We start from the raw sequence: 24697 nt of genomic DNA on the forward strand, positions 1-24697 counted from the left end.
GCATAAATCGTAGAACTAAACATGACTAAAGCCTTTGGAAAAACAGGATATATGCCAATAAATAGCGTCTAGGAGTGGAAATGTTGAAACTTGTAAATCGAAATAAATGGATTGCATCTGCGATGGTATTGGGTATTGCTTCAGGTTCAATCGTATCTCTGCCTTGGGTGGGCGGCGTCCAGACTGCTTATGCAGCGACAGCAGATTCGCAAAGCGAAACTGGATTTGTAGCACAAGCTCGCACCTTGGGTTTGATGACAGGCGGTAAGCAGGGCGATTTTATGGCGCAAAAGAATTTGACCCGCGCAGAGGCGGCTAAAATTTTGTGCAGTCTGTTCCAGTTGGAAGTTAACAATCAGCCGCAAACTTCTTTTATGGATGTATCGTCCGATGCATGGGGTGCTCCCTATATTGAGGCTGTACGTGCAGCCGGGTATATGACAGGTAACGGGGAACTGTTCCGTCCGGGGGATGCCATTACCAAGGAAGAACTGATCGTATCGCTAGTACGTGCAATGGACTTACAGGATGCCAGCACAGCGAATGCACAGCAAAATGCAGTTCAGGTTGCCCGCTCTTACGGTCTTTTATCAGAGGATGCTTCTGCAACGGATTTGAAAAATCCATTGAACCGGGAGAGTGGTGCAGAAGTATTCGTCAGCCTGCTGGATCATCCGGTAGGAGAAGTGAAATCAGAGGGCAATACCGTTCGCATCGGAAATATCCCTTACCAGTTGGAAGGGTCTTTGCAAGGTTTGTTCGGTGAAAATAACAAAGCTGTATTAAAAGGGGCGAAATTCAACCTTAACCGTAACTTGCGTACACTGACAGGTGTGAATAAGCTGGAAATTAACGCAGACGGTGGCGTTTTTGACGGCAAGGGTGTGTCTTTTGAGGGGCGCCTGATCGTTAATGGCTCGGTAACCTTGAAGAACATGTCCTCCACAGGGGTATTGGAAATCAAAGGTACAGGGAATCAGCCTGTATCGGCCATTTTAGAAAATACGGCATGGTCCGGTGTGGAGCTGGGCTCTAAGGATGCCAAGCTGACAGCAACCGGGACAACGAAGATTGACAACCTGACGCTGAAAGATGATGCATCGATCGTGACCGAAGGAAATGCCGCGATTAGCCGCGTTTCTTTGCAACAGGGACTGGGCAAGCTGTTGGTTAGCGGTAGTATTGGTTTGCTGGATGCATCACAATATGTGGGCGTTCCTTTTATTACGCTGGCTAAGGGAGCTGCAATCAACCAGCTTAACCTGCCGGAACAAAAACAGCCGCAGGATGTTATCATTAACTATGATGCGATGAAAGAAGCTGTTAGTCTCGTAAATGGTACGAAGAACTCATCCTCTGCTGGATCGGTTGTCACGGACACAGATAGCAAAGATAAGAAAAAACACGATAGTGACATTATCAGCGTAGACCGCAGTCAGCTGGAGACAGAAGTCCATGCAGCCAAAGAACTACTGGAGCGTGCAGGTGAGAGTGGAACAGATCAGGCGCTTTACACGGCCGCAGCGAAGGAAAGCCTGTCCATAGCAATCAATCAAGCTATGCTGGTACTGAACAATACAGCAGCTACACAGGCAGAGGTAGATCAAGCGCTCAGCACATTGAAGCAGGATGTTTCTGTGTACACAGCCTCAGCCACAGAACCAGTGATTGGGACACAGGAATTAACTAGACTGATTCAGGTAGCTTCGACTACCCTTGAACAAAACCGAATGGTTGGCGACGAATTCCCGCCTCTTTGGGATGAATCACTAAGTCAAGCTATTCAATTTGGCAACAATGTGCTGGAAGGGAATGCTCCTCAAAATATTGTGGATCGGGAAGTAGTAAGCTTGCGTCGAGTAATTGAAGTCTACAATGCATCAGTAAAACTCAGAGATACCTATCTGCATTTTCTCGATGTAACGGATCGTGTGGAGAATATGAAAACTGACAAAGCGCGTTACAAGTCCTTAGTGAGGGAAGGATTAAGTGTATATGTGAACCCATTAGCTACAACTGAGCAGTTGGACGAATGGACACGAAAAATAAAAGATACGACAGAAGCATTTCTGGCATTGCAAGCAGCAGACTTTTCAGTGCTTAAAAATACTTTACAAGAAGCGCAGGTTATCTACGATCAGAGTGGCTCTCAAAATGTTGAACTGGGCAACCTCATTCAGGAATATACAGAGAAGATGCACACCGCTATGACGCAGCAGGACGTATTGACCTTGAACATGGAGCTGAGTCAAAGACTTGCGGAATTCACTGCTCCAGTGCCTGCTACAATTCGGGAAAAACTGCAGCAGCTGGTTCAAGACATTCATCTAAAACTGCTGTCTAACCCTGTAGCTCGTAATTACTTGAATACGGAAATGCTGTCTTTAGAGCAACAAACAGCACAAGCCAACTTTGCACTCATTATGCCGTTTACTCCTGAGGAGCAATTGGTGATCTCTTATAATCAATTAAGTCAGGCTAAAGGGACCTATATTGAAAAATATAACGAGAAAAGACTACAATTGAGAGCCGAAATCATTGAAATGCAGGCATCGATCAATGGAATTTTGGTGCAAAATTCAGGCGCATTAAGCGCTGAAGCCCAGCAAGCCTTGTCTTCTGCATCAGAGCATGCCTCCATTTTCTTAGGTCTGCCTAGATTTGAATTGCAAGACGTGGTTCCTGTATACGAGGAGTTGCAACAGGTACAGAGCCAGTATGCTGTACCAATAGCAGTGGATACTACGTTGTTAAGTTTCAACATAAATTTAGCTAATAATGAAGTTCAGACGTTCGGCCGTCATTATACCGAACAAGATAACGAGGAACTTCAAGGGCAAATTAATCAGGCAAGCCTTGTGCTTAATACTCCGGATAGCACACAGCTGCAGGTAGACCAGGCTAACACGGATTTGATTACAGCGTTTGCGAACTACCAATCCAAATGGATAGTAACTGATTATGATATCAATGAGCTCAAGACCATTGCGAACAATCTGCTCACAGCAAATGGTACAGATCCTACGACGGTCTACTTTCACAGAGTAGTGGATGCATTCAATCGTCTGGACCAGTATTATCCTATGCCGGAAATTAAGAAAAATTATATGAATCTGGAAGATGCGATTCAGGAGTATAAAGATTTTGTAGCCAGCCAGCAACAAAGCAGCGGAACAGGAAGCAGTGACAGTAGTGGTGGAGCAACACCGCCAAGCGATAGCAGCGGAACAGGAAGCGGCGACAGTAGTGGTGGAGAAACGCCGCCAAGCGATAGCAGCGGAACAGGAAGCGGCGACAGTAGTGGTGGAGAAACGCCGCCAAGCGATAGCGGCGGAACTGGAAGCAGTGACAGCAACGGTCGAGAAACACCACCAAGCGATAGCAACGGAGACGATTCAGGCTCGATTCCTGGCGGTGGTAATGATGAAGGCATGATTCCTTAATAAGGGAAATACAGGAAGTACAAGGATGTATAGAAGGGGACGATTCCGCACAGATTTTTGTCTGCGGCGGGCGTCCCTTTTTGCATGGGCAGGGCTTCTAATACAGCTGGTTAGAATAACCGATACTAAAAGATAGACGATATTGAAAAGAGCGGGGGATTTATGAAAAAACAGGGTGTTTTATTTTTTATTATACTTCTGCTTGCGGTTGCGTTGCCGGTGTATCCGTTAATGTCGGGTGTTTTATCCGGGAACAGTCATTGGAAAGCTCACAACGGTGTTATTGATTTGCGTAATTGGCACCCCGAAAAGGAAGGCCCTGTACAGCTGGGAGGGGAGTGGGAATTTTACCCCAATCAGCTTGTGCAACCTTCAGCCTTTCATGAATTGCAAGATAAGGATTGGGTAAATCATCAGAGTTCTTCAGAGTTGGGGATGGAAACGGGATATTCTACCAAGATTGTGGATGTGCCTGGTAGATGGAATCAGTGGATGCCTGAGGGACAGGCGACCGGATATGGAACCTATCATATTCGTATCCTGTTGCCTGAAAAAGCGGAAAATCTGTACGGCATCTATATGCAAAACATTCGGAGTTCCAGCCGAGTATGGATTGACGGAGCAGAGGTAGGAGCTAGTGGTATTCCCTCTGTTTCTGCCGACAAAGGCAAGCAGGGCAATGCTCCTTATGTTGGATTTGCAGCGGTAGATGGACAATCGGTAGATATTACCGTGCATGTGGCTAATTATAGTTATTCCTCCGGTGGGATCATTTACCCATTGTTATTTGGGGATTACGAGAGTATTACGCATAGCCGGGAAGTTGCAATGGCAGAGGACACCGTACTGATAGCGGGTTTTTTTATGCCTACCGTATTTTTTATCATGCTGTATCTTTTACGTAAAAAGGAGAAGGCATTGCTTTACTTAGGATGCTTTTGCATCGCGGCTTTATTTTACATTCTGACACATGGAGAAAAGCTGCTGGTCTGGGGAATACCGGACTTACCTTATGAATGGATACTGAAAATACAGTCGTTCTCTTCAACGCTGTTCTACTATTTTTTGATCCGGTATGTTCATCTTTCGACGCAGATTGTTATGAATCGGATCGTGCTGCGCCTCTATAATATTACAACCGCACTGATGCTAGGTATGGGGCTAATGTTGCCTACACTGATACTCTCATCCTTTGAAGCGTTTATTCTTCTTTTTGGCGTAGTCAGTGTGGGATATGTATTACTGATCTTGATTCGTGGACTTCTTCAACGGACGGATGACGCTGCACTGCTAGTCATTAGTATTATGAGCATACTTATGATTGTAGTGACTAGTTTTGTGTATATTTTGGGCTGGGGAGATGTGCGCGGGGTGACAGCCTATGAAATGCTCATATTCGTATTGGCTCAAACGCTTCTGCTGGCCAAACGTTTTGTACATTCGTTTATGGAGGTTGAGAACCTGTCACGACGGTTGCTAACACTGGATGGGTTAAAGGACGAATTCCTGGCGAACACGTCACATGAGTTGCGCACTCCTCTACATGGAATTATTAATATCGCTCAATCCATGCTAGACCGTTACGGGGCACAATTCAATGAGCCGCAAAAGCACAACTTGTCCTTGATTGCGAATGTAGGACGCAGACTTTCTTATTTAATTAACGATATTCTGGATTTTTCTAATTTGAAAAATGGAAGATTAGCCTTAAATCGCCGGCCTGTTAATGTACAGGCAGCTGTAAATTCCGTGCTGGAGGTATTGGGTCATACGGTGGGTAAGAAAAAGCTGCAATTCGTCAAAGAATGGCCCAATTCGTTACCCAAGGTGGATGCGGATGAGGATCGGCTGATTCAGATTTTGTACAATTTGTTGGGTAATGCGGTGAAATTTACGGAGGAAGGCGAAATCGTAATCTCTGCCAAAGCGGGGAACCGCGAAATGGAAATCAGTGTGAAGGATACCGGGTCCGGTATTGCCCAGGAGCATCTTTCGCATATATTTGAACCTTTTAACCGAGGGGCGAATGCTGAGGATGAAGGATACAGTGGGACAGGGCTTGGATTAGGAATAGTCCGTCGCCTGGTGGAGTTGCATGGTGGTCATATCCGGGTAGAATCTAGATTGGGCAAGGGTTCGACCTTTTATTTTACACTACCCTTGGCGCAGACCGGAACGTTGGCACATGAAGCTCAAAAAGATGTTTCGTCTGCGGTTATATTGCAGCCTGGCGTGACGTCGGGTCAGAATGTGATTCCGCATGAAGAGGATGCCCAAGAGCAAGTTCAGACTGTTCCCTACAAAGTGCTGGCTGTGGATGATGATGAGGTTAATCTTCGGGTGCTGGAGGAGCTATTATATACCACAGGTTGTAGCGTGGTGGCAGTGGATCATGCCGAGGAGGCACTTCACATGCTGAATGGCCGTACCCGATTTGACCTAGTCATTACGGATTGGATGATGCCGGAAATGTCCGGTATTGAGCTGTGCCGACGGATACGGGAACGGTATTCCCTGTCCGAGCTACCAGTGTTGCTGCTGACGGCACGCGACCTGCCCGGCGATATCCGCGCGGGTTTTATGGCGGGAGCTAATGATTTTCTACGTAAGCCTGTTGATGCTGAGGAATTAAAGGCGCGTGTGCGCACGCTGTTGAACATGCGTCATTCGGCGGAGGAAGCGGTGCGTTCGGAAATGGCCTTTTTACAGGCACAAATCAAGCCGCATTTTCTGTACAATGCATTGAATGTTATTGTATCGACCGTAGCCGTAGACCCGGATAAAGCAGCGGAGCTGCTCATGGAGCTGAGTCAGTATTTGCGGGGCAGTTTTGATTTTCAGAACAGGGAGAATACGGTACCGTTATCCAAGGAGCTGGAATTGGTAGAATCGTATGTGGCACTGGAAAAAGCACGATTTGAAGAACGTTTGCAGGTGACCGTAGAGGTAGGAAGGAACATCCGGTCGCTTATCCCGCCATTAAGCATTCAGCCCATCGTGGAAAATGCGATACGACATGGTGTGATGCAACGGGCAACAGGTGGAACCGTGCGAGTGGTTGTGCAGGAGGATGGAACCGATTTTGTAGTCAGCGTGACCGATGACGGCGTAGGGATTCCGTCCGAGCGACTGGAACAGCTGTTGTCGGAGGATCATGTATCTTCCAGCGTGGGACTGCGGAATATCCATCGCCGTCTTATCCATATGTATGGAGAAGGATTGCGGATTGAAAGTAATTCAATGCAAGGGACGACGGTAAGCTTCCGTGTGCCGGAAACGATCTCGCCCCGGAATACCGATGAATAAAAAAGTACAGTACATTTGTCGGAAAAGCTAATGTCGCGTCCGCGATGATACGATATATAAAATATAAGGGATTAAAAATTGTAAGGATAAAGCAGATAGCATGTAAATAGAGCATCATGATGGATGGTTGCAGCAGGAAGGGAGTACAGACACAAATGAAGGCGATTTTGATTGATGATGAGCGGTCGGCATTAACCTACTTGGAACGGTTGCTGGAGGCGGACGGACGGTTAACGGTAATGGGCAAATATACGTCTGCACAAGCGGGGCTGGATCATCTGGCGGCAGAACGTGCGGATATTGTTTTTATAGATATCGGAATGCCAGAGATGAACGGTCTGGAGGCCGCCGAGTGGATTCAACAGCTGGATTCCCATATTCATATCGTCTTTGTGACCGCGTACTCGGAATATGCTATTGAAGCGTTCGAGCTGCAAGCACTGGATTATTTGCTAAAGCCCGTTCATGCCCGGCGGCTATCCAAAACGTTAGATCGGATTGCAGCCACGCTGGCTGATCCCCGTTCTTCCAGCTTGGGAGTTGCAGCAGAGCAATCCCCCAAGGTACGTTGTTTTCAAAAGCTTGAAATTTTGGAGGATGGACAGGAAGCCGTAGGAGCGAAACCCTTCAAATGGCGCACATTAAAGTCACAGGAGCTATTTTCCTTTTTACTACACCATGAAGGGGAATGGGTGAGCAAAGAACAATTGCTGGATGCGCTATGGCCTGAATATCATTTGGACAAGGCTGTTGTTCACCTGCACACGTCCATTTACCAAATCCGCAAGGCATTGAAAGAACGGATGCAAGATACGAAGCTGGAATACAATCTGGATCGCTACCGCTTGAACCGCAATGGCTGGATTACAGATGTGGAGCTATTCGAGCGGGGAATATCCGAATGGGCTGCATCCGGTAGCGGCGGTACGCCGCGTATTGAGAGCCTGTTGGCTCTATACCGTGGCAACTATCTGGAGGAGTACGATTACCCGTGGGCGTATGCAAAAAGGGAGAAGCTGCGCAGTATGTATCTGGCATGTGCTTCGGAGCTGGCGAGAGACGAGCTTCGCTCAGGTCGTACCCGGCAGTCTGTTCAGCGCTTACTCAGCCTCCAGCAACGGGAGCCGTACTCAGACGATATCTGCGGTCTGCTGCTGACCGCCTATGCCCAACTGGGCGATTATATCGCTGCGCAAAAGCATTATGAAAGCTTCGTCAGAATACTGGAAGATGAGTTGGGTATTGAGCCGCAGCAGGTGACGCACCAGTTGTACGTGCAATTGAAAACACAGACGCTACCTGCGTAAACTGCTGTACTGGCTCAGGTAGCGCTAAAAAACCGCTTCAAGGTATCTCCTTGGAGCGGTTTTTTGCATGGATGGAAATTTCGTTTTTTTGTGTGAATCACCGAGCCTCTTTTCTCTATGATCCGATATTCGCCGCTACCTGTTTTCTACAGTGGCATATTCATATAGCATATCTCTTCACGGTTGAGTCGTAATTGAGAGGTTTAAGGAACTCACGTATATATTTAAGGAGGTATTGCATTGGGGAGAACAAGACGAACTGGATTTAAGAATAAAAGAGTTTCGGTGGTCGTCAGACAATCTTCTTCAGCTCAGACAGGACAAGGCGGTAACCCCATTTCGATCAATGCTTCGGATGTTGGGGTAGTAAGAACAGATGTTAAAAATAAATAAACGGCTTGGATAAAAGTTCTTATTCGACGTAAAGAGACCATCAGGAACAAGTAAACATCTTGTTCCCGGTGGTTTCGCTTTTTTTGCCGTATTCGGCAGGTACCTTCATCAGCATCCGCCTATATAGGCGGATGCCTTGCTTCCCGTCTTGACATCGTCCTCTTAAGCAGGTTTTACTGACCGAGCAGGTGCTGCCTTCAGTACAGCGTATCCGTAGGGTGGAAGCTTGGCGTGCAACCCCTTCGCTCCTATGGACCACTGGCTTTCGCCAAAGGCTAATTGCCATTCCTGCTCAGGAATGTCCAGTTCAAAAACGTGCTCCTCATCGGAACGGTTGAGCAGCACGAGCAGCACCTCTTCCTCGCTGCGGCGCTCGTAGGCAAGTGAGGTGCCCTCTGGCTGTGCCTCCAGAAAGGTGATGCTTCCCTGATCACGGAGGACCGGGTGCCCCTTACGAAGCGCAATCAGTTCGCGGTAAAAGTCGAACAGCTCGCGGTCCTGCTTGTCGGTGTCCCACTCCATGCACTTGCGGCAGCCTGGATCGGCATCTCCATCCAGACCGATCTCATCGCCGTAATAGATGCAGGGTGCGCCCATGTACGTGAACTGGAACAGGGCGGCCAGTCGCATCAGCCGCTTGTCATCCCCGCACAGTGTCAGCAGGCGTGGTGTGTCGTGGCTATCCAGCAGATTGAAGGCAACCTCGGATGCTTGCTGCGGATAGCGGGCCAGCTGTCGTCCGATGGCGAAGGCAAAGTTTTGGGCATCGGTCACTTTTTTGACGAAAAAATCATTCACCGCGTAGGTGAACGGATAATTCATCGTTGCATCGAATTGGTCCCCCTGAAGCCATTCAGATGATTCATTCCACATTTCACCCAAAATGTACGCATCCGGATTGGCCTGCTTGACCGTAGTACGGAATTCCCGCCAAAAGGCGTGATCCACCTCGTCTGCCACATCCAACCGCCAACCATCGATGCCGATTTCTTCGATCCAATGTTTTGCTACATCCAGCAGGTACTTTTTCACCTCAGGATGTTCGGTGTTCAGCTTGGGCATCATTGGTTCCAGCCCGAATGTATCGTACGTCGGTGTGCCATCCACCACTTCCAAGGGAAAGCTATGTACATGGAACCAGTCCTTGTAAGGCGAGGCTTCGCCTTTTTCCTGCACGTCAACGAACGGTTTAAACGTACGCCCTGAATGGTTGAATACCGCATCAAGCAGCACACGAATTCCTCGTTCGTGGCAGGCATCGACCAGTTTTTTTAATGTCTTTTTGTCCCCGAAATGCGGGTCCACCTCCATATAATTCTCTGTATCATATTTATGATTGGTCGTTGCCTTGAAGACAGGGGTCATATATATGGCGTTAATCCCTAGCTCGTTCAAGTGATCCAGGTGATCCAGAATCCCCTGTAGATCGCCACCGAAAAAATTGTCTCTTTGTGGCGTTCCGCCCCATGTCTCTGCACCTTCTGGGCTGATGGAGGGGTCACCGTTCGCAAAACGTTCCGGGAAAATCTGATAAAATACAGCATCCTTCACCCATGCAGGTGGCTTCAGAATATCAATCGGGTTCAAAAACGGATATTGGAACAGACTGTCTGCGTTTTGAGGTTCCTGGGTGGTGAAGTCGTCCTCGTTCATCCAAATACGTTCCTCACCGTCTTCTAGCAAAAATCCATATTTCAGCCGACGGTGAGTAGGTTTTACGCTGCATTCATAGTAATCAAATCTGCCATCGGTAGCGAATTTGGACATCGGAACAAGCTGTCGGGTGCGGTCCCAATCGTATTTATCTCCGGTGAGAGCATGAACGGTATTCAGGTCATTTTTCTTCGCACGTAGCCGTAGAAATATCGTTTCATCATTATAACCAAAAGCCCAATTGCGTTTCGGGTGATGGTATATCGCTTCCAGCAGCATCGGGTAGGCCTCCTTTTTTCACGAGCATTCAAATTTGAAAATGTGAAGCGTATGTCGTATAAGGTAGTTATTAACCTTTTTAAGTGGGTCATGTACCATAAATGCTATAATGCCCATTACATAAAAGAAAAACGATAAGTAGGTGCCCATGATGAAAACAAATGTGTTATACATCGAAGATGACCAGGATATTGGTGCTTGGACGCATCAGTATTTGGAAGAGCGGAATTACGCTGTAGTATGGCTTCGCAGCGGGGAGGGGGCTGTGGAAGCAGCCCGTACGTGCCAACTCGTGATTTTGGATGTGATGTTACCCGGTCTGGATGGATTCACCATGGGGAAGCGGCTCAAGAAAGAGTACCCGGAGCTTCCCATTCTCATGTTGTCTGCCCGTACATCCATTGACGATAAGCTGCAAGGACTGGATTTCGCCGACGATTATGTAACCAAGCCCTTTCACCCGGACGAGCTCATAGCACGTATGGAGATTTTGCTGCGCCGATCGGGAACCGTGCCGGAAGAATCCTTACAACTGGGGCATCTCTCTGTCTTCTCTCCTGATAACCGTATTGTGAACCGTGATACCGGGGAGGAAATTACTCTGACAGGTAAGCAATATCACATTTTTGCTTATTTGCTGCGGCATTTGGGCCAGATTATGACGAAAGAGCAAATGTATGAAGCAGTGTGGGGGGACCCATATATTGACGGAGACAAAACTTTAATGGTCCACATCCGACACCTTCGCGAAAAGCTGGAGATTGATCCTGCGACACCCCGCATCATTGAGACGATCCGTGGTGTAGGATATCGGGTGAAAGCATAATGAGCAGGACGCGCAAGGATTGGAGGAGGCTACACCCCAGCTCTAGGCCGGGTCAGGGAGGTCGGTTTCGCAGTTCACTGTTGTTCCGTTATCTGGTCATTATTGTGGTTGCTATGATGCTGTTGCCCATTGTGTTGCCTGCTACAGCCTTGATATATAGCGTGTTTTTGAATTGGGGGGCGGATATCAAGCCTAAAAATGCTTACTATCCCTCTGCTACCCATACCGAAAATAGCTGGCATCGCGAAGCTGTAGCCTTGAAGGGAGCCACACCAGAGAAAATTTCAGCCCATCTGCGCAAAATACAACAAGATATGTTCCCTAACTCACAAATATTTTGGGTGGATCCCGCAGGTAAAACAAGGTTGGAGTTACCGACACAACCTAACATGCCAAAACAATGGAACGCTGCGCAGGCTATAGAATTTATGAAGCAAGCAAGCTATGAGGGGCCGTTTACGGTAGTAGCCTTTATTGGCGGGGGCAAGAATGATGTGAATCAGGGCTATATGGTGTTAAAAGTGCCTCGTTCGTTCTTTGAACAGCCACCTACAGATAGTAGCATGTTGATGTACTATCTCTTTTTTATCGTATTGATTCTGGGCACTTTTATATTCGTATCTCTTCTGTTTTTTGGAGGCATTCGGCGAAGACTGTTGCAGCTTCAGGCCGCCATGTCGCAGCGAGGAGAGGATGGCTTGCCTATTCTTGTTACCACTGGACGCCCGGATGAAATCGGCAAGCTGGAGGAAGCATTTAATCAGATGGTCGAGCAGTTGGCCGAGAGTCGGGGACGTGAGCGTCAGGAGGAAGAGCTGCGGAAGAGACTGGTCGCGGATCTGTCACACGATATTCGAACGCCGCTTACGGTCGTGCGTAGCCATCTGTATACACTAGATGGTGAAAATCTGAGCAGCAGAGGGAAACAGTCGATTACACTGATGGAAAACAAGCTAAAAGACCTTGGGAGTCTGATCGACAATCTGCTCACCTATAATCTGCTAGCTAGTGGAAAATACACTATGAATAACACACCACGTGATATCCTGCGGCTAGTGCGGGAGTGTGTAGCCAGCTGGTATCCGGTGTGGGAAAAGGAGGGCTTTGAAGTGGATATCGACCTGCCCGAACATAGCATGGTGTGGAATGTCGATGAGCAAGGCTTCCGTCGTCTGCTGGACAATCTCTTTCAAAATGTAGTTCGCCATGCTGCCTCAGGCCGATATATCGGTGTTCAAGTACAGAAAGATAATGGGACAGAGGCATTGGTTATCACAGATAAAGGGCCCGGTATGGAGCAACAGTCCAGTGAAAAAGGGGCAGGGATTGGTTTGGCGATTACAGAACTGCTGGCTCGCGAAATGAATTTGGAGAGGGAGATTTTCAGTTCATCAGCCGGGACAAGAATTCGTTTTTTAAACAAAACTTAAACTCAGAGTTCCCTTGGCTTTAAACTTGGCACGTTACGATAGGTGTCGAGGTGAGGAACTTGAACGAATACATTATTGAAACGAACAGTCTCAGCAAAATATACAAAGGCCGCGCGGCGGTTAATCAGCTGGACCTGAAAATAGCTCGAGGAGATATTTACGGATTTCTGGGTCCCAATGGAGCGGGGAAAACGACAACGATCCGCATGCTGCTTGGACTTATTCGCCCAACTCGAGGAACGATCCGTATATTCGGCAAAGATATTCGCAGACATAAGCTTGATATCTTGCGTAAAGTCGGCTCGTTGGTGGAGTATCCTTCGTATTATGGTCATTTGAACGCAATTGAAAATCTGGAGGCCATTCGCCGTATTTTGAATGTACCCAAGCAAAACATTGCGGAAGTGTTGGAGGTCGTCCGACTGACCAAGCATGCCAAACGTCCAGTCAAAGGCTACTCCCTGGGCATGAAGCAGAGACTGGGTATTGCAGCAGCCCTGCTTGGGAATCCCGAAGTGCTCATTTTGGATGAGCCTACGAATGGTTTGGACCCGGAGGGTATTCAGGAAATGCGCACATTGATTCAGGCGATGCCCAAGCAACGGGGGATCACCGTGCTGGTATCCAGCCATCTGTTGAGCGAGGTAGAGCATATGGCGAATACTGTGGGTATTATCCGTGAAGGAGAGCTGGTCTTTCAAAATACGATTCATAATCTCCGTCAGGAATCTGCGGGAGGAATTCGGATCGTAGTGTCGGAACCGGAAGCAGCCCAGTTGATTGCGCGTGAGCAGGGCTACCATTCAGTGAAGGACGGATCGGCGCTGGATTTCGAGAACATGAATGATGCGGCTGTTGCGCTGCTGGTCAGAAGATTGGTCGAAAATACGCATGCCGTATACCGTGTGGAGGAACGCCGCAAATCGCTGGAGGATATGTTCATGCAAGTGGTGGGCAAAGGAGGAACTTCCTTATGATGCTGCGGGCGCTCACGGCGGATCTGCTCAAAGCACGCAGAAAGGGAATCTGGTTCCTGGTGTTTCTCGGTCCCCTTGGGCTGGTGGCGATGCAGGCGCTGAACTTTGGACTCCGCTATGACTATCTGATTCCGCGATACAAGGGCCATTTGTGGGAATCCTTGATGGATAACATCGCTATGTTTGTCCCCCTTGCGCTGGTGTTAGGAGCCACTATGGTCGCTTCCATGTTGGCGAATGTGGAGCATATGTCTAATTCCTGGAAGCAGCTACTGGCCTTGCCGATTTCCAAATTCAGCGTCTATATGGCCAAGCTGACGCTGGCGATCGGGATGCTGTGTGTGTCCTGTGTACTCCTGACGGTAGGGACGTGGGTGTTGGGCATGCTACTCGGCTTCGGAGGAGAGCCGGCGCCGATTGGAGAATTACTGCGGCTTGGATTTTGGCCTTTAGGCGGCACGCTGCCTATGCTCGTATTATTGTTGTGGTTAACGGTCACGTTCCATAATCAGGCTCTGCCTGTAACACTGGGCATTACGTTAGGCATCGGCAGCTTGTTTGCTTCACAGCTGTCCGAATGGTTTCCGTTGGCCTGGCCTCAATTCGCATGGGTTGCACCTCAAGCGTGGATGTTTGCGTCCGTCGGGTGCGGAACGGGTGTGCTTCTGAGCCTGCTGACAGCGGCCCATTTTAGCCGAAAGGATGTGGCGTAATGTTCGGAGGATATGTACGGCTGCTTTCTGTTGAACGTATGAAAATGGCGAAATCGCCCGTCTGGCTCCTTGCGCTCGTCAGCCCGGCGATTGCCGTCCTGATTGGTTTGCTGGCAAACCCGGGAGGGAATTGGCAGGTGTTGTTGTCTGCCATGCTTACAGTTCATGCGCTGCTGTTCATGCCGATGCTGACCGCCGTATTTGCATCTCTGGTCTGCCGATTCGAGCATGGGGGCGGCGGTTGGAAGCAGCTGATGTCATTGCCATTGTCCCGCACGAGTCTGTATGCGGCCAAGCTGACCATCATTATGGCTATGGTCGGATTGACCCAGCTACTGTTCGGAGGAGCGTTGCTGGGTGTTGGAGCTGTGCAGGGTATGAACGGACCGATTCCATGGGCCGTGATCGCTCAAAGTTTGCTCGCCGGCTGGGTAGCCTGCCTGCCGCTGGCTGCGTTGCAGTTGATGGTGTCCTTCCTGTGGTCCAGCTTTGCTGCACCGCTTGCGTTGAATTTCGTCTTCACCGTGCCAAATATTCTGGTCGCCAATTCTCAAACCTACGGTCCGTACTATCCATGGACACAGCCTTTATTGGCGATGATGCCGAGTGGAAGAGACAACTTTGGGGCGTTCATGGTGCCAACTGACACACTGTTGATGGTTATAATGGGTAGCTTTGTCGTATTTACGTTGGCGGGACTGACAGTATTTCGTTATAAAGAGATATAGTGCGGAATACGAGGACTGCAAAAAGCTCCTTATCCTAAATTAGGGTAAGGAGCTTTTTTTGCTGTGCTACAGGTTCGTGTTCTGAATAAGATGCTTACTCTATTGGTTTACACTAGGCCTGAAATGGCACGAATATTATTGCTGATAAGGTGGCAAGAGGCGTCGAACTTCGCTTGTTCCTCCGGACTTAGCTCCAGCTCGATGACCTCTTGAATTCCTCTGCTGCCGATAATCGCCGGAACGCCCGTGCAGACATCGGTGTGTCCGTACTCGCCGTCCAATACAGCAGAGACCGCTATAATTTTACCATCATCATTTAAAATGGAACGAGTAATGTACGCCAGCGCATTGGCAATACCAAAATAAGTGGCCCCTTTGCGGGTGAAGATCTCCCAGCCTGCATCCCGAGTTTTACGGGCAATGTCGTCCAGATCGACGTGGCTGAATCGTTCCTTATGCTGACGCAAAATGTGCAAGAGTGGCTTACCACCAATCGTGACGTGTGACCAGGCAACGAATTGGGATTCGCCATGCTCGCCAAGCGCATATCCTTGTACGCTGCGCGGATCTATGGAAAACACCTCAGAAAGCAACGTCTTGAGTCGGGATGAGTCAATGGAGGTGCCCGTGCCGATCACCTTGTTGCGCGGCAGACCGGATATACTTTGTACCATATACGTTACAATGTCGACAGGATTAGCGGCAATGACGAATATACCGTCGAAACCACCCTCCATAATCGCTGTTACAATCTCTCTGGTAATAAGCACTGCGTCATCCAGCACAGATAGGCGGTCTTGACCCGGTTTAGGGTTGGCTCCAGCCGTTATAATCACAACGTCCATATCCGTGCAGTCTGCATACGTGCCTGCACGTACCTTGGTACGTGTGGACGTAAAATCCATACAATGGGACAGATCCAGTGCATGGGCCAAAGCCCGATCATACGTGCGGTCAATCATCATGATCTCATCACAAATGGACTGATTAACCATTGAGTAGGCACAGCTCGAACCGACCATTCCCGCGCCGACAATAGCTACTTTCCTTGCCTTCCCCTTCATCTATGTTGCCTCCTCGTTCCAGCGAACGTTAATATGCTACAAATTATGCCTGAAATCCATTTTACGTTACATAACATAACATATTGCTGATCTTTTGAAAATATCCATTTTTTTGTCTCCATTCTGGAAAATTAAAAATGAACTGTAAATAGAGGTGTCTTTCTAGGATTAATTGTAGAATGAACGTAAATTATCAATACTTTTACTGGAAGGTAGGAGAGGACGTTTCAATTTATATTTAAGGTGACCGCTGTATAAATTATAACATGGACCATGTTGATGGAAGGAATGGTGCCATAGAAATCATGAAAGTGTGACATTTATGTGACGCTCTTTAAAGAGTCTGAAGGGTACATAAAACGAAAGTATTCTCTTGCAATGTCGGTTCTTGTATTTCTACAAATATTCCGTTATGACAAAGGTTCTTAGCAGTCTGCAATATTAGAACATTTTTGCCAAAGGGTTTCCAATGAATTTCGCGAATTCTACATATACAAGCTAATTTCTTTCCATACCATCCGGGGAGGTAATGATTAAATGGAAGAAAGCAAATCGACGACGGAAGCAGCAAAGCAGTTGGGAATCGGGGCGAGTACCCTTCGTAAATATGCAGCGGCGCTGGAGGAGCAAGGGTATGTGTTTCAGCGTTCCGCGAATCAATCGAGAATGTTCAGTGCTGAGGATGTTGAGTGCTTGAAGGTGATGCGAAGGGCATTGCGTGAACAGCATATGACGATGGAGCAGGCGGTTCAGGTGGTGCTTGAGAGAGTGACCGCTCCCTTTCAAATGGAGGATGAAGAATTCCGCTTGCCACCCATCTCGGATGCTGAGTCACTGACCGCAACTTGGGAAGAAATAATGGCGGCGGCTGAGGGCAGGGAAGAGACGGTCATGCAGGCGCAAGCTGCTGCTACGGTTGAACTGACAGAGTTACAGGACGAAATGAATGCTCAGGAACTGTCAGAGGAACCCATGCAGCTACAGTCGCAGGGGGAGTTCCAGACTTTGGCATCTACCATTGAGTATAGATTGGAACAAGCACCTGTATCCGTACAAACGCAGGAGTCCGTAGAGCCGCAAGAACTGGCACAGATGCAGGATATGGTGCAAAACGCTTTGTTGGAAATGCGGAGCCGTTTGGAGGAGCTGGAAGCAGAGCACAGCCGTTTGGTGGAAAAGAATATCAATCTGTCTAACCAACTGGAGGACCAAAAACGCTGGATGAAAGAAAGGATCGATGAGGAACGGGACCGGCAGTTAATTACGAATTTGCGTACCTACCAGGGCAGGCAACGAAAATCGCGCAGTTCGTTGTTGTCCTGGCTTGGTCTGACACCGCGCAGACGCAGAGAGGCATAACCAGCATCTTTTCTGATAAAGACCATCAGACCTTCCCGGTTCTGATGGTCTTTTATCGTGGATGGTATAATAACGGAATACAAGAATACGAACAAGCCGCATAAGAAACGTTGCTGCGGCATGTAGAGGAAAGGATATAAGTATGTTTGCTTGGTTGCGGAACGCATATGAATCATGGATGGATTATCCGAAACAGCCTGGTGACTTGCTGAGCGGACGTTATGATGTTTGTTCGCTTTTAGGCATGGGGAGCTATGGTCTGACCTATCTCTGTTTGGATCGGAACAGCGGACAAGAGGTGGCGGTGAAATTGCCCAGACCGAGCAAACGGGCGAAGGCAGTTCAGCTATTGCAGCGAGAGGCTCATATTATGCGGCAGATGGAACACCCTTATATTCCGAAGCTACTCGAAAGTGTCGAGCATTCGAACGGAATAGTTGTGGTCATGGAATACATCTCTGGCATGACGCTGGAGGAGCTTATATTTGAACAGGAGCGTTCCTTTACAGAACAGGAATGCGTTGTCTACATTTTGGAGTTAATGGAGCGAGTTCTGCATGTGCATGAACGGGGCTATATCCATCGGGATATCCGCATTCCCAATGTGATTCACCGCGAGGGGAAGCCTTACCTGATCGACTTTGGTCTTGCTCTGGCGGTGGGAGAGCGACAGGAGGATGTATTTACCGAATCCACGCTGGAAAAGCGCGCACCTGAGCGACAAGATGTCGCCGTCTACAGCGATTTGTACGATGTCGGACATTTAATGCTTTTTATGCTGTATAGCAGTTACGAGCCTCAGCCGGATCAACCGCCAGCAAGCTGGCAGGAAGAATTGAAACTGAGTTCACCTGTGCGTCAAATGCTGGAGCGTCTTTTTCAGATTCGGCCACGTTATGAGAATAGCCGACAGTTTATGCAAGAGCTGGAGGAAGCATTGTTGCTGCTTGAGATTAACCCATAGATAGTCCCTAAAAATAAACAGGCATTCGCCGCAAAAATGGGGGAATGCCCCCCTTACGCATTTGACCAGGTCTACATACAATGATTCTGTAAATGAGCGAAGGGAGTGTTGTAAATGAGTCATATGTGTGGAGTAGGCGGTATGGGTTGCGGCGTAGGAGCATGGACCTCTGTAGGAGCGATTCTTGTTCTGTTTATTTTGCTGGTGATCATCTCTAAAACCCTGTTTCTGTAATTTCGGTCATAACCGATTTCCTGTAAAATGCACAGATGTTGCCCTGCATAACGAAGGGCGCACAACAATAAAGCGAAGGCCCTTGAGATGAGAAGGGTCTTCGCTTTATAGGGTTTGAAGGAGCCTGTGGCATGCTTCTTGTGGTACGCTCTATTCCGTCGCTACTTCTTGTTGATTGGCTAAGAACTGGAGTAATGACGGCGTTTATCTTTGTAATATCGGTGCCCATTGTGGCTATTCTTGTAACCGTCTGAAGAAGAATGGTGTTTACGTTCACGTTCGTAATAATGGTCTGAGCTGCTGTATCGCCGCTTATGAGAATGAGAGGTGGAATGTAGCAGGCGGTGCAGTAATTGTTTAAGCATCGTCTAATCCTCCTTCTTACCCTGCCCAACTGACATAGACAGGTTTTTATAAAAAGGTAATACGCAGCAGCGTTAGAACAGGTTCCACTAATTTAAGATTGTAGGGACTCGGCCTGAAATTCTGCAATATCCTTGAACTCTTCTTCGAATTTACGTGAAATGCGGATATAAATCGGTAGTAAATCACGATAAATATCCACGTGTTCTGCTACAGGTTTGTGCTGGTGAGTGGTACCGATCATACCGGACACAGCATCCAGCGAATCAATCCGTCCCAGCGCGTACAAGCCCAGAATAGCTGCGCCCAGACATGAGCTTTCCAGACTTTCGGGGATAATGACTTCCTGATCGAAAATATCCGCCATGAGCTGTCTCCATAGCTCCGAGCGTGCAAATCCACCAGTGGCGTGAATGACTGACGGTCTGTCGATGACTTCTTCCATGGCGAGCATGACGGTATACAAATTGAACAGCACACCCTCCAGAGCGGCGCGAATCATATGCTCTTTTTTGTGACGCAGGGACAGACCGAAGAAGGAGCCGCGAGCATTTGGGTCCCACAGGGGCGCACGTTCACCGGATAAGTACGGAAGAAAGAGCAGACCGTCGGAGCCAGGACGTACCTGTTCCGCAATTTGGGTCAGCACATGATATGGATCAAGTCCCAGTCGTTTGGCCGTTTCCACCTCGGAGGCTGCAAATTCATCCCGGATCCAGCGGAAGACTATACCTCCATTGTTCACCGGGCCTCCGATGACCCACAGCTTTTCGGTTAAGGCGTAACAGAAAAAGCGCCCTTTGGCATCCGTGAGCGGCTTATCAACTACGGTACGGATGGCTCCGCTGGTGCCGATGGTAACCGCGACAACTCCAGGTTTGATCGCATTCACACCGAGGTTGGACAAGACACCGTCGCTGGCCCCGATTACAAAAGGAGTCGTCTTCAGTAGACCCATGTCATGCGCATAGGTCTCATCCAGCCCTTTGAGCACATGAGTTGTCGGCACCAGCTCGGATAGTTGCTCCTTCGTCACACCTGCAAGGTGCAGTGCTTCCTCATCCCAGTCCAGCTGCTGCAAATTCATAAGTCCGGTTGCAGAGGCAATCGAGTGGTCCACGACATATTGGTGGAATAACCGGGCAAAAACGTACTCCTTAATGGAAATGAATTTATACGTCTGGGCCGCAATATCCGGTAAATCCCGTGTAATCCACATCAGTTTCGTTAGCGGTGACATGGGATGAATGGGCGTTCCGGTACGTAAGTAAATGTCGTGTCCGTTGTATTCATGTTTGAGCGCTTCGGCCCATTTGGCGCTACGGTTATCTGCCCAAGTGATGGAGGCGGTCAGCGGTTTGCCGTTCTTATCCACCGCCAGTACACTGTGCATGGCCGAACTAAAGGAGACGAACAGCACATGCTCGGCTGACACTCCGCTTTGTTTCATGATCTCTTGCACCGTCGTTACGACAGCTTTGAAAATATCTTCCGGGTCCTGTTCTGCCGCATCCGGCTCAGGTGTATGGAGCGGATAGCCCACATGGTGCTGGGCGGCAATATTGCCGTTTTCTTCGAAAAGCACCGCTTTGGTACTGGTTGTGCCGATATCGACGCCGATCATATATCGGGTGTCTGTCATATTCAATCTCCCCTTCACTTACCGTTATTAGCTCATTATCGTTAAATTAACACACTCAGCAGCATAATCAAACCGAAAGCGACCAGGGAGAGGATGGTTTCCATAACGGTCCATGATTTTAGAGTCTGCGGAACCGTCATATTGAAAAACTCTTTAATCATCCAAAAACCGGCGTCATTCACATGAGACAAGATCAGCGACCCGGCTCCTGTAGCAAGGACGACCAGTTCGACATTCGCGCCGGGAGTAAGTGCCAGCACAGGTGCGACAATACCGGAGCCTGTCGTCATCGCGACTGTCGCTGATCCAGTGGCTACACGAATGAGCGCAGCGACCAGAAAAGCAAATACAATCACATTCATATGGGCTCCTGTAGCGACCGCTGCAATGGCCTGACCTACACCGCTGTCGATCAATACCGTTTTAAATGCACCGCCGCTCCCGATAATTAAGATGATAGATGCTGTTGGCGCCAGACATTCACTGGTAAAACGGGACAAGTCCTCTTTCTTTAGACCACGTGCATAGCCTAGCGAGAAAAAAGAGAACACAGCCGCAATCAGCAATGCCATAACCTCATCACCAATGAATTTAAAAAATATAGTGAGTGGATGTGTATTGGCCGGGTCTACGATTTCAGCGACTGATCCGCTAAGCATTAGAATAACAGGCAACAAAATGGTGAACAAAGTAATCCAAAAAGGAGGCAACGACCGTCCCGTCGTATTTCTGAACTGCTCGTCCAGCCTCTCGGAAGGTCTGACCATGATTCTTTTGCCAATCCAAGCGCCGAAGACCGGGCCTGCAATAATGGCGGATGGAATGCCCACGATGAGTGCATATCCTATCGTGCGTCCAATATTGGCGTTAAAGGCTTCAATCGCGATCATCGGAGCCGGGTGGGGCGGTAAAAGGCCGTGTACCGTCGATAGTCCTGCCAGCATTGGAATACCGATTTTCAGCAGAGACATATTCATTTTACGGGCAACCGTGAACAGGATGGGAATTAATAAAATAATACCAACCTCAAAAAATACTGGAATACCCACGATAAAGCCTACGATCATCATCGCCCAATGAACGCGTTTTTCACCAAAACGATCCATCAGTGTGGTCGCGATGCGTTCGGCACCCCCGGATTCTGCCATCATTTTACCGAGCATGGTGCCTAAACCGATCACGATGGCGATGGAGCCTAGCGTACTGCCGAGCCCCTTGGTAATGGAGGCAGTAACTTCATGTCCCGGCATCCCGTTAACCAGTCCGAGAAATACCGACGAAAGCAGCAGTGAAACGAAGGGATTCCATTTGAATTTGGCAATCAGCAAAATCAAAAGAATGACGGTAACTAGCGCCCATATGAGCAGGGACGCGTTATGGCTTAAGCCGAATAATGTGTTCATGAAGGTATGCCTCCTTATTCTTATATGTGTAGTTAAATGTATACTTGTCGACAACTTTAATGTAAAAGAGAACCGCGCCAGCAAGAAACGCATGAAGCGCGGTACATCGGCTCTTTGTCACGCATGTTGCGGCTAGGACGATGTCTTTCTGTAGGGAGACAGGACGCTGTCGTTAACCGCGTTGCGGGTATCACGGTAATGATCCTCAATAAATCCCGACAACTCCTGAGCATTCCCTTGATTTAAAGCGTTTGCAAAGGTTCGATGTTTGTGAATCGTGACTTGTGATTCTTCGATGTTGGACGCAAATCGTTGTTCTGTCGCAGCTAACATGACCGTCAGGATTAACTGTCTCATACCGTTCCAGGTATGAAGAATACGGGTATGGCCTGCTTCCAGAACCAGAGCCTCATGAAAATTAAAATCCTGAAGAGAAAATTCAACAACATCTCTGTACTTGAGAGCGACTTCCATTTTGTCAATCATCTGATTCAGAACAGTCACCAATGTGGCATTATCACTATGTACATACCTTTGTACAACAAAATGCTCAATCAGCATTCGCACATCGAATAGCTCCTCCATATCACCGGGTGTCATGCCGACGACAACCGCCCCCATGCGCTCCAAACGGATCAGTCCTTCGCCCGAGAGTGCCTTCAAGGCTTCACGCACCGGAGAACGACTGGTACCAAAATCGGCAGCAATCTGATTCTCAGATAGCACAGTACCTGGCGTCTGAATGCCCCGTATAATCTGAAGCCGGAGTTCACAAGCAATCCTTTCCCCAAGCGATGCGCCCTGTAACCAGGTTGTTGGATATTTCATAGGATACTCCTATCTTGGAAATAATTTTGCATACTGGTATACAAGTTATGGAGTATTATATACCCCGTTTAAGATCCTTGTAAACGGTGTCAGTTGACATCGGTTCCATTTCGCTGCTTTTAGCGTTACAATAGAAGCAGAAAAAAGAAGCAGTGAAAAGTGGAACGAACACGGAAAAGAAGGAGACCGTTTAATGATTATCATTAAAACCAAAGAACAAATTGAAAATATGAAAAAAGCTGGAGACATTTTGGCTGCTTGCCACCGGGAAATTGCCAAAATGATCAAGCCAGGCATTACGACACTGGAAATCGACGCTTTCGCAGAATCCTTTATGAAGAAACATGGCGCAACACCGGAGCAAAAGGGCTATAACGGCTACCAGTTTGCAACATGTGGCTCACCTAACGATGTGATTTGCCACGGCTTTCCGAATAAGACACCGTTGAAGGACGGGGACATCGTGACGATCGACATGGTTGTGAATCTGAATGGCTGGCTGGCAGATTCCGCTTGGTCGTATGCGGTAGGTAATGTGTCTGAGCAGGCGCAAAAGCTGCTGGATGTTACCAAGGAATCACTGTATAAAGGGATTGAGCAAGCTGTTATCGGTAACCGGATCGGAGATATTTCCCATGCGATACAAACCTACGCGGAAGCGGAAGGCTTCTCGGTCGTACGCGAATTTATTGGGCACGGCATCGGGGAAGAGATGCATGAGCAACCGCAGGTTCCACATTACGGACCGCCGCACCGTGGACCACGCTTAAAAGAGGGCATGGTCATTACAATTGAGCCGATGCTCAACACAGGCACATACCGCAGTAAAATTGATGCCGACGGCTGGACCGCACGCACGTTGGACGGCGGCTTGTCTGCGCAATACGAGCATACGCTGGCCATTACAGCAGATGGTCCGATTATTTTGACCCAGCAATAAAGCAGGCATCCATCGGTAGCATACAGACTAACGGGTTGAATGAGCTAGACATGTTACAGAAAAAGGGGCTGTCCAGAGGACGGTCTCTTTTTCTATAAGCATCCGCTGCATGTCCGTTCCAGTCCCAGGCATGTTCAGGCAGATCGGATGCTGTACACTGCGAAGACAGAGGGACGCAATCGAGTAGCTCCTTTTTCCCGGAATGCATAATGTAGACCTGATAGACTAAAAGACCAAAAAGACCAAAAAGACACGGCTCCTTTTAGGAGAACGTGTCTTTTTGGTCTATACAGCAACATGCGAGCATGCATGTTAAAAACCTGTTTGTCAGATGCGAACTTCCGCCTCGTTCGGAACGAACTGACGATATTGGAAATACATACGAAGCCGCCAGTGTAACAAGGTCCCGAAGGCTAGGATGAAAAATAGCCCTGCTGTCTGCGGAATGGTAATGTAATGCTGAATAAATTCATGCAACAGCAATCGGATGATCAGCAGGCTGATCAGGATAAAAAAGAAGGTACGTGAGCGTTGCACGAAAACCAGCCCTTCTTGCAATTCAAATTTGGTGCTGCGGATCAACGGGTAAGAAAAAATAAACCAGCCGACCAGAAAAGCGCCTAGCGCCCAAAGCCAGGGAACCCGTACTTCCGGCACCACAAACATCATAAAACCGGTGCTCATGCCGAGCGGTGGGATGATGATTTTTTTGGCATTAATCGGGCGATGACCTGTCTTCATACGGATGAAAATAGCCGATATAGCGATTAAGATCATACCGAAGGTTGCGCCATATTGCAGCAATGGGGTGCTAATATGAAACATGGACTGGCCCCCTCTATAAG

Annotated in this window: 20 protein-coding genes; 13 read left to right on the top strand and 7 right to left on the bottom strand. The window is 48.3% G+C overall.

Annotation, left to right across the window (positions count from 1 at the left end):
- Positions 1–80: 80 nt before the first annotated feature.
- The 4 genes from ACM1ND_RS02065 to ACM1ND_RS02080 all read left to right on the top strand — a co-directional run bounded on the left by ACM1ND_RS02065 (position 81) and on the right by ACM1ND_RS02080 (position 8449).
- Positions 81–3443 carry an S-layer homology domain-containing protein gene (locus tag ACM1ND_RS02065; protein ID WP_418026981.1) on the top strand — a complete coding sequence of 1121 codons (3363 nt, stop codon included), beginning with the start codon at positions 81–83 and terminating at the stop codon, positions 3441–3443.
- Positions 3444–3605: 162 nt separating this feature from the next.
- A complete protein-coding gene (locus ACM1ND_RS02070; protein WP_068941060.1) occupies positions 3606–6749 on the top strand; it encodes an ATP-binding protein in 3144 nt (1047 codons plus the stop codon).
- 155 nt (positions 6750–6904) lie between these two features.
- Positions 6905–8056 (top strand): response regulator, encoded by a 1152-nt coding sequence (locus ACM1ND_RS02075; RefSeq protein WP_076159093.1) that lies wholly within the window; start codon positions 6905–6907, stop codon positions 8054–8056.
- 240 nt (positions 8057–8296) lie between these two features.
- Positions 8297–8449 (top strand): hypothetical protein, encoded by a 153-nt coding sequence (locus tag ACM1ND_RS02080; RefSeq protein WP_167348614.1) that lies wholly within the window; start codon positions 8297–8299, stop codon positions 8447–8449.
- A 162-nt stretch (positions 8450–8611) separates the two neighbouring features.
- On the opposite strand, the gene ACM1ND_RS02085 is transcribed toward ACM1ND_RS02080, so the two are convergent.
- Positions 8612–10381, bottom strand: a complete 1770-nt coding sequence (locus ACM1ND_RS02085; protein WP_418026982.1) for an alpha-glycosidase — start codon at positions 10379–10381, stop codon at positions 8612–8614.
- Between the two features lie 151 nt (positions 10382–10532).
- On the opposite strand from ACM1ND_RS02085, the gene ACM1ND_RS02090 reads away from it, so the two are divergent.
- From ACM1ND_RS02090 to ACM1ND_RS02110, 5 genes are read left to right on the top strand one after another with little or no spacing between them, the layout of a single operon-like run.
- On the top strand, positions 10533–11207 hold the full coding sequence (locus tag ACM1ND_RS02090) for a response regulator transcription factor (protein ID WP_023986723.1): 675 nt from the start codon (positions 10533–10535) through the stop codon (positions 11205–11207).
- Positions 11207–12637 carry a histidine kinase dimerization/phospho-acceptor domain-containing protein gene (locus tag ACM1ND_RS02095; protein WP_418026983.1) on the top strand — a complete coding sequence of 477 codons (1431 nt, stop codon included), beginning with the start codon at positions 11207–11209 and terminating at the stop codon, positions 12635–12637. Before ACM1ND_RS02090 ends, ACM1ND_RS02095 begins: the two co-directional genes overlap by 1 nt.
- Positions 12638–12696: 59 nt before the next feature.
- On the top strand, positions 12697–13614 hold the full coding sequence (locus ACM1ND_RS02100; protein ID WP_023986725.1) for an ABC transporter ATP-binding protein: 918 nt from the start codon (positions 12697–12699) through the stop codon (positions 13612–13614).
- A complete protein-coding gene (locus ACM1ND_RS02105; protein ID WP_023986726.1) occupies positions 13611–14327 on the top strand; it encodes an ABC transporter permease in 717 nt (238 codons plus the stop codon). The genes ACM1ND_RS02100 and ACM1ND_RS02105 overlap by 4 nt, the downstream gene beginning before the upstream one ends.
- The gene (locus ACM1ND_RS02110) at positions 14327–15055 is read left to right on the top strand and encodes an ABC transporter permease (protein WP_069080457.1); all 729 of its coding nucleotides are present in this window, start codon (positions 14327–14329) and stop codon (positions 15053–15055) included. The genes ACM1ND_RS02105 and ACM1ND_RS02110 overlap by 1 nt, the downstream gene beginning before the upstream one ends.
- A 107-nt stretch (positions 15056–15162) precedes the next feature.
- Here ACM1ND_RS02110 and ACM1ND_RS02115 read toward each other — a convergent pair whose 3' ends face one another.
- Complete coding sequence (locus ACM1ND_RS02115) at positions 15163–16119, bottom strand: L-lactate dehydrogenase (protein WP_023986728.1); 957 nt, start codon at positions 16117–16119, stop codon at positions 15163–15165.
- A 537-nt stretch (positions 16120–16656) separates the two neighbouring features.
- Here ACM1ND_RS02115 and ACM1ND_RS02120 point away from each other — a divergent pair.
- The 3 genes from ACM1ND_RS02120 (at position 16657) to ACM1ND_RS02130 (ending at position 18676) form a co-directional block, all read left to right on the top strand.
- Positions 16657–17478 carry a MerR family transcriptional regulator gene (locus ACM1ND_RS02120; protein WP_023986729.1) on the top strand — a complete coding sequence of 274 codons (822 nt, stop codon included), beginning with the start codon at positions 16657–16659 and terminating at the stop codon, positions 17476–17478.
- Positions 17479–17620: 142 nt separating this feature from the next.
- Positions 17621–18442: a serine/threonine protein kinase gene (locus tag ACM1ND_RS02125; RefSeq protein WP_053324501.1), complete on the top strand. Its 822-nt coding sequence runs from the start codon at positions 17621–17623 to the stop codon at positions 18440–18442.
- 114 nt (positions 18443–18556) lie between these two features.
- Positions 18557–18676: a hypothetical protein gene (locus ACM1ND_RS02130; protein ID WP_013369112.1), complete on the top strand. Its 120-nt coding sequence runs from the start codon at positions 18557–18559 to the stop codon at positions 18674–18676.
- A 179-nt stretch (positions 18677–18855) separates the two neighbouring features.
- On the opposite strand, the gene ACM1ND_RS02135 is transcribed toward ACM1ND_RS02130, so the two are convergent.
- From ACM1ND_RS02135 to ACM1ND_RS02150, 4 genes are all read right to left on the bottom strand, one after another.
- Complete coding sequence (locus tag ACM1ND_RS02135) at positions 18856–19041, bottom strand: hypothetical protein (protein WP_075153617.1); 186 nt, start codon at positions 19039–19041, stop codon at positions 18856–18858.
- Positions 19042–19133: 92 nt separating this feature from the next.
- Positions 19134–20681, bottom strand: a complete 1548-nt coding sequence (gene gntK / locus ACM1ND_RS02140) for a gluconokinase (protein ID WP_418026984.1) — start codon at positions 20679–20681, stop codon at positions 19134–19136.
- Between the two features lie 41 nt (positions 20682–20722).
- Positions 20723–22084 carry a GntP family permease gene (locus ACM1ND_RS02145; protein ID WP_023986732.1) on the bottom strand — a complete coding sequence of 454 codons (1362 nt, stop codon included), beginning with the start codon at positions 22082–22084 and terminating at the stop codon, positions 20723–20725.
- A 132-nt stretch (positions 22085–22216) separates the two neighbouring features.
- The gene (locus tag ACM1ND_RS02150; RefSeq protein WP_071559407.1) at positions 22217–22912 is read right to left on the bottom strand and encodes a GntR family transcriptional regulator; all 696 of its coding nucleotides are present in this window, start codon (positions 22910–22912) and stop codon (positions 22217–22219) included.
- A 193-nt stretch (positions 22913–23105) separates the two neighbouring features.
- Between ACM1ND_RS02150 and map the strand changes: the two genes are divergently transcribed.
- Positions 23106–23852 carry a type I methionyl aminopeptidase gene (gene map / locus ACM1ND_RS02155; RefSeq protein WP_023986734.1) on the top strand — a complete coding sequence of 249 codons (747 nt, stop codon included), beginning with the start codon at positions 23106–23108 and terminating at the stop codon, positions 23850–23852.
- Between the two features lie 327 nt (positions 23853–24179).
- On the opposite strand, the gene ACM1ND_RS02160 is transcribed toward map, so the two are convergent.
- On the bottom strand, positions 24180–24677 hold the full coding sequence (locus ACM1ND_RS02160) for a CcdC family protein (RefSeq protein WP_023986735.1): 498 nt from the start codon (positions 24675–24677) through the stop codon (positions 24180–24182).
- Positions 24678–24697 lie beyond the last annotated feature (20 nt).

The organism is Paenibacillus sp. JJ1722 (genome assembly GCF_048282685.1).
Taxonomy (GTDB): domain Bacteria; phylum Bacillota; class Bacilli; order Paenibacillales; family Paenibacillaceae; genus Paenibacillus; species Paenibacillus polymyxa_B.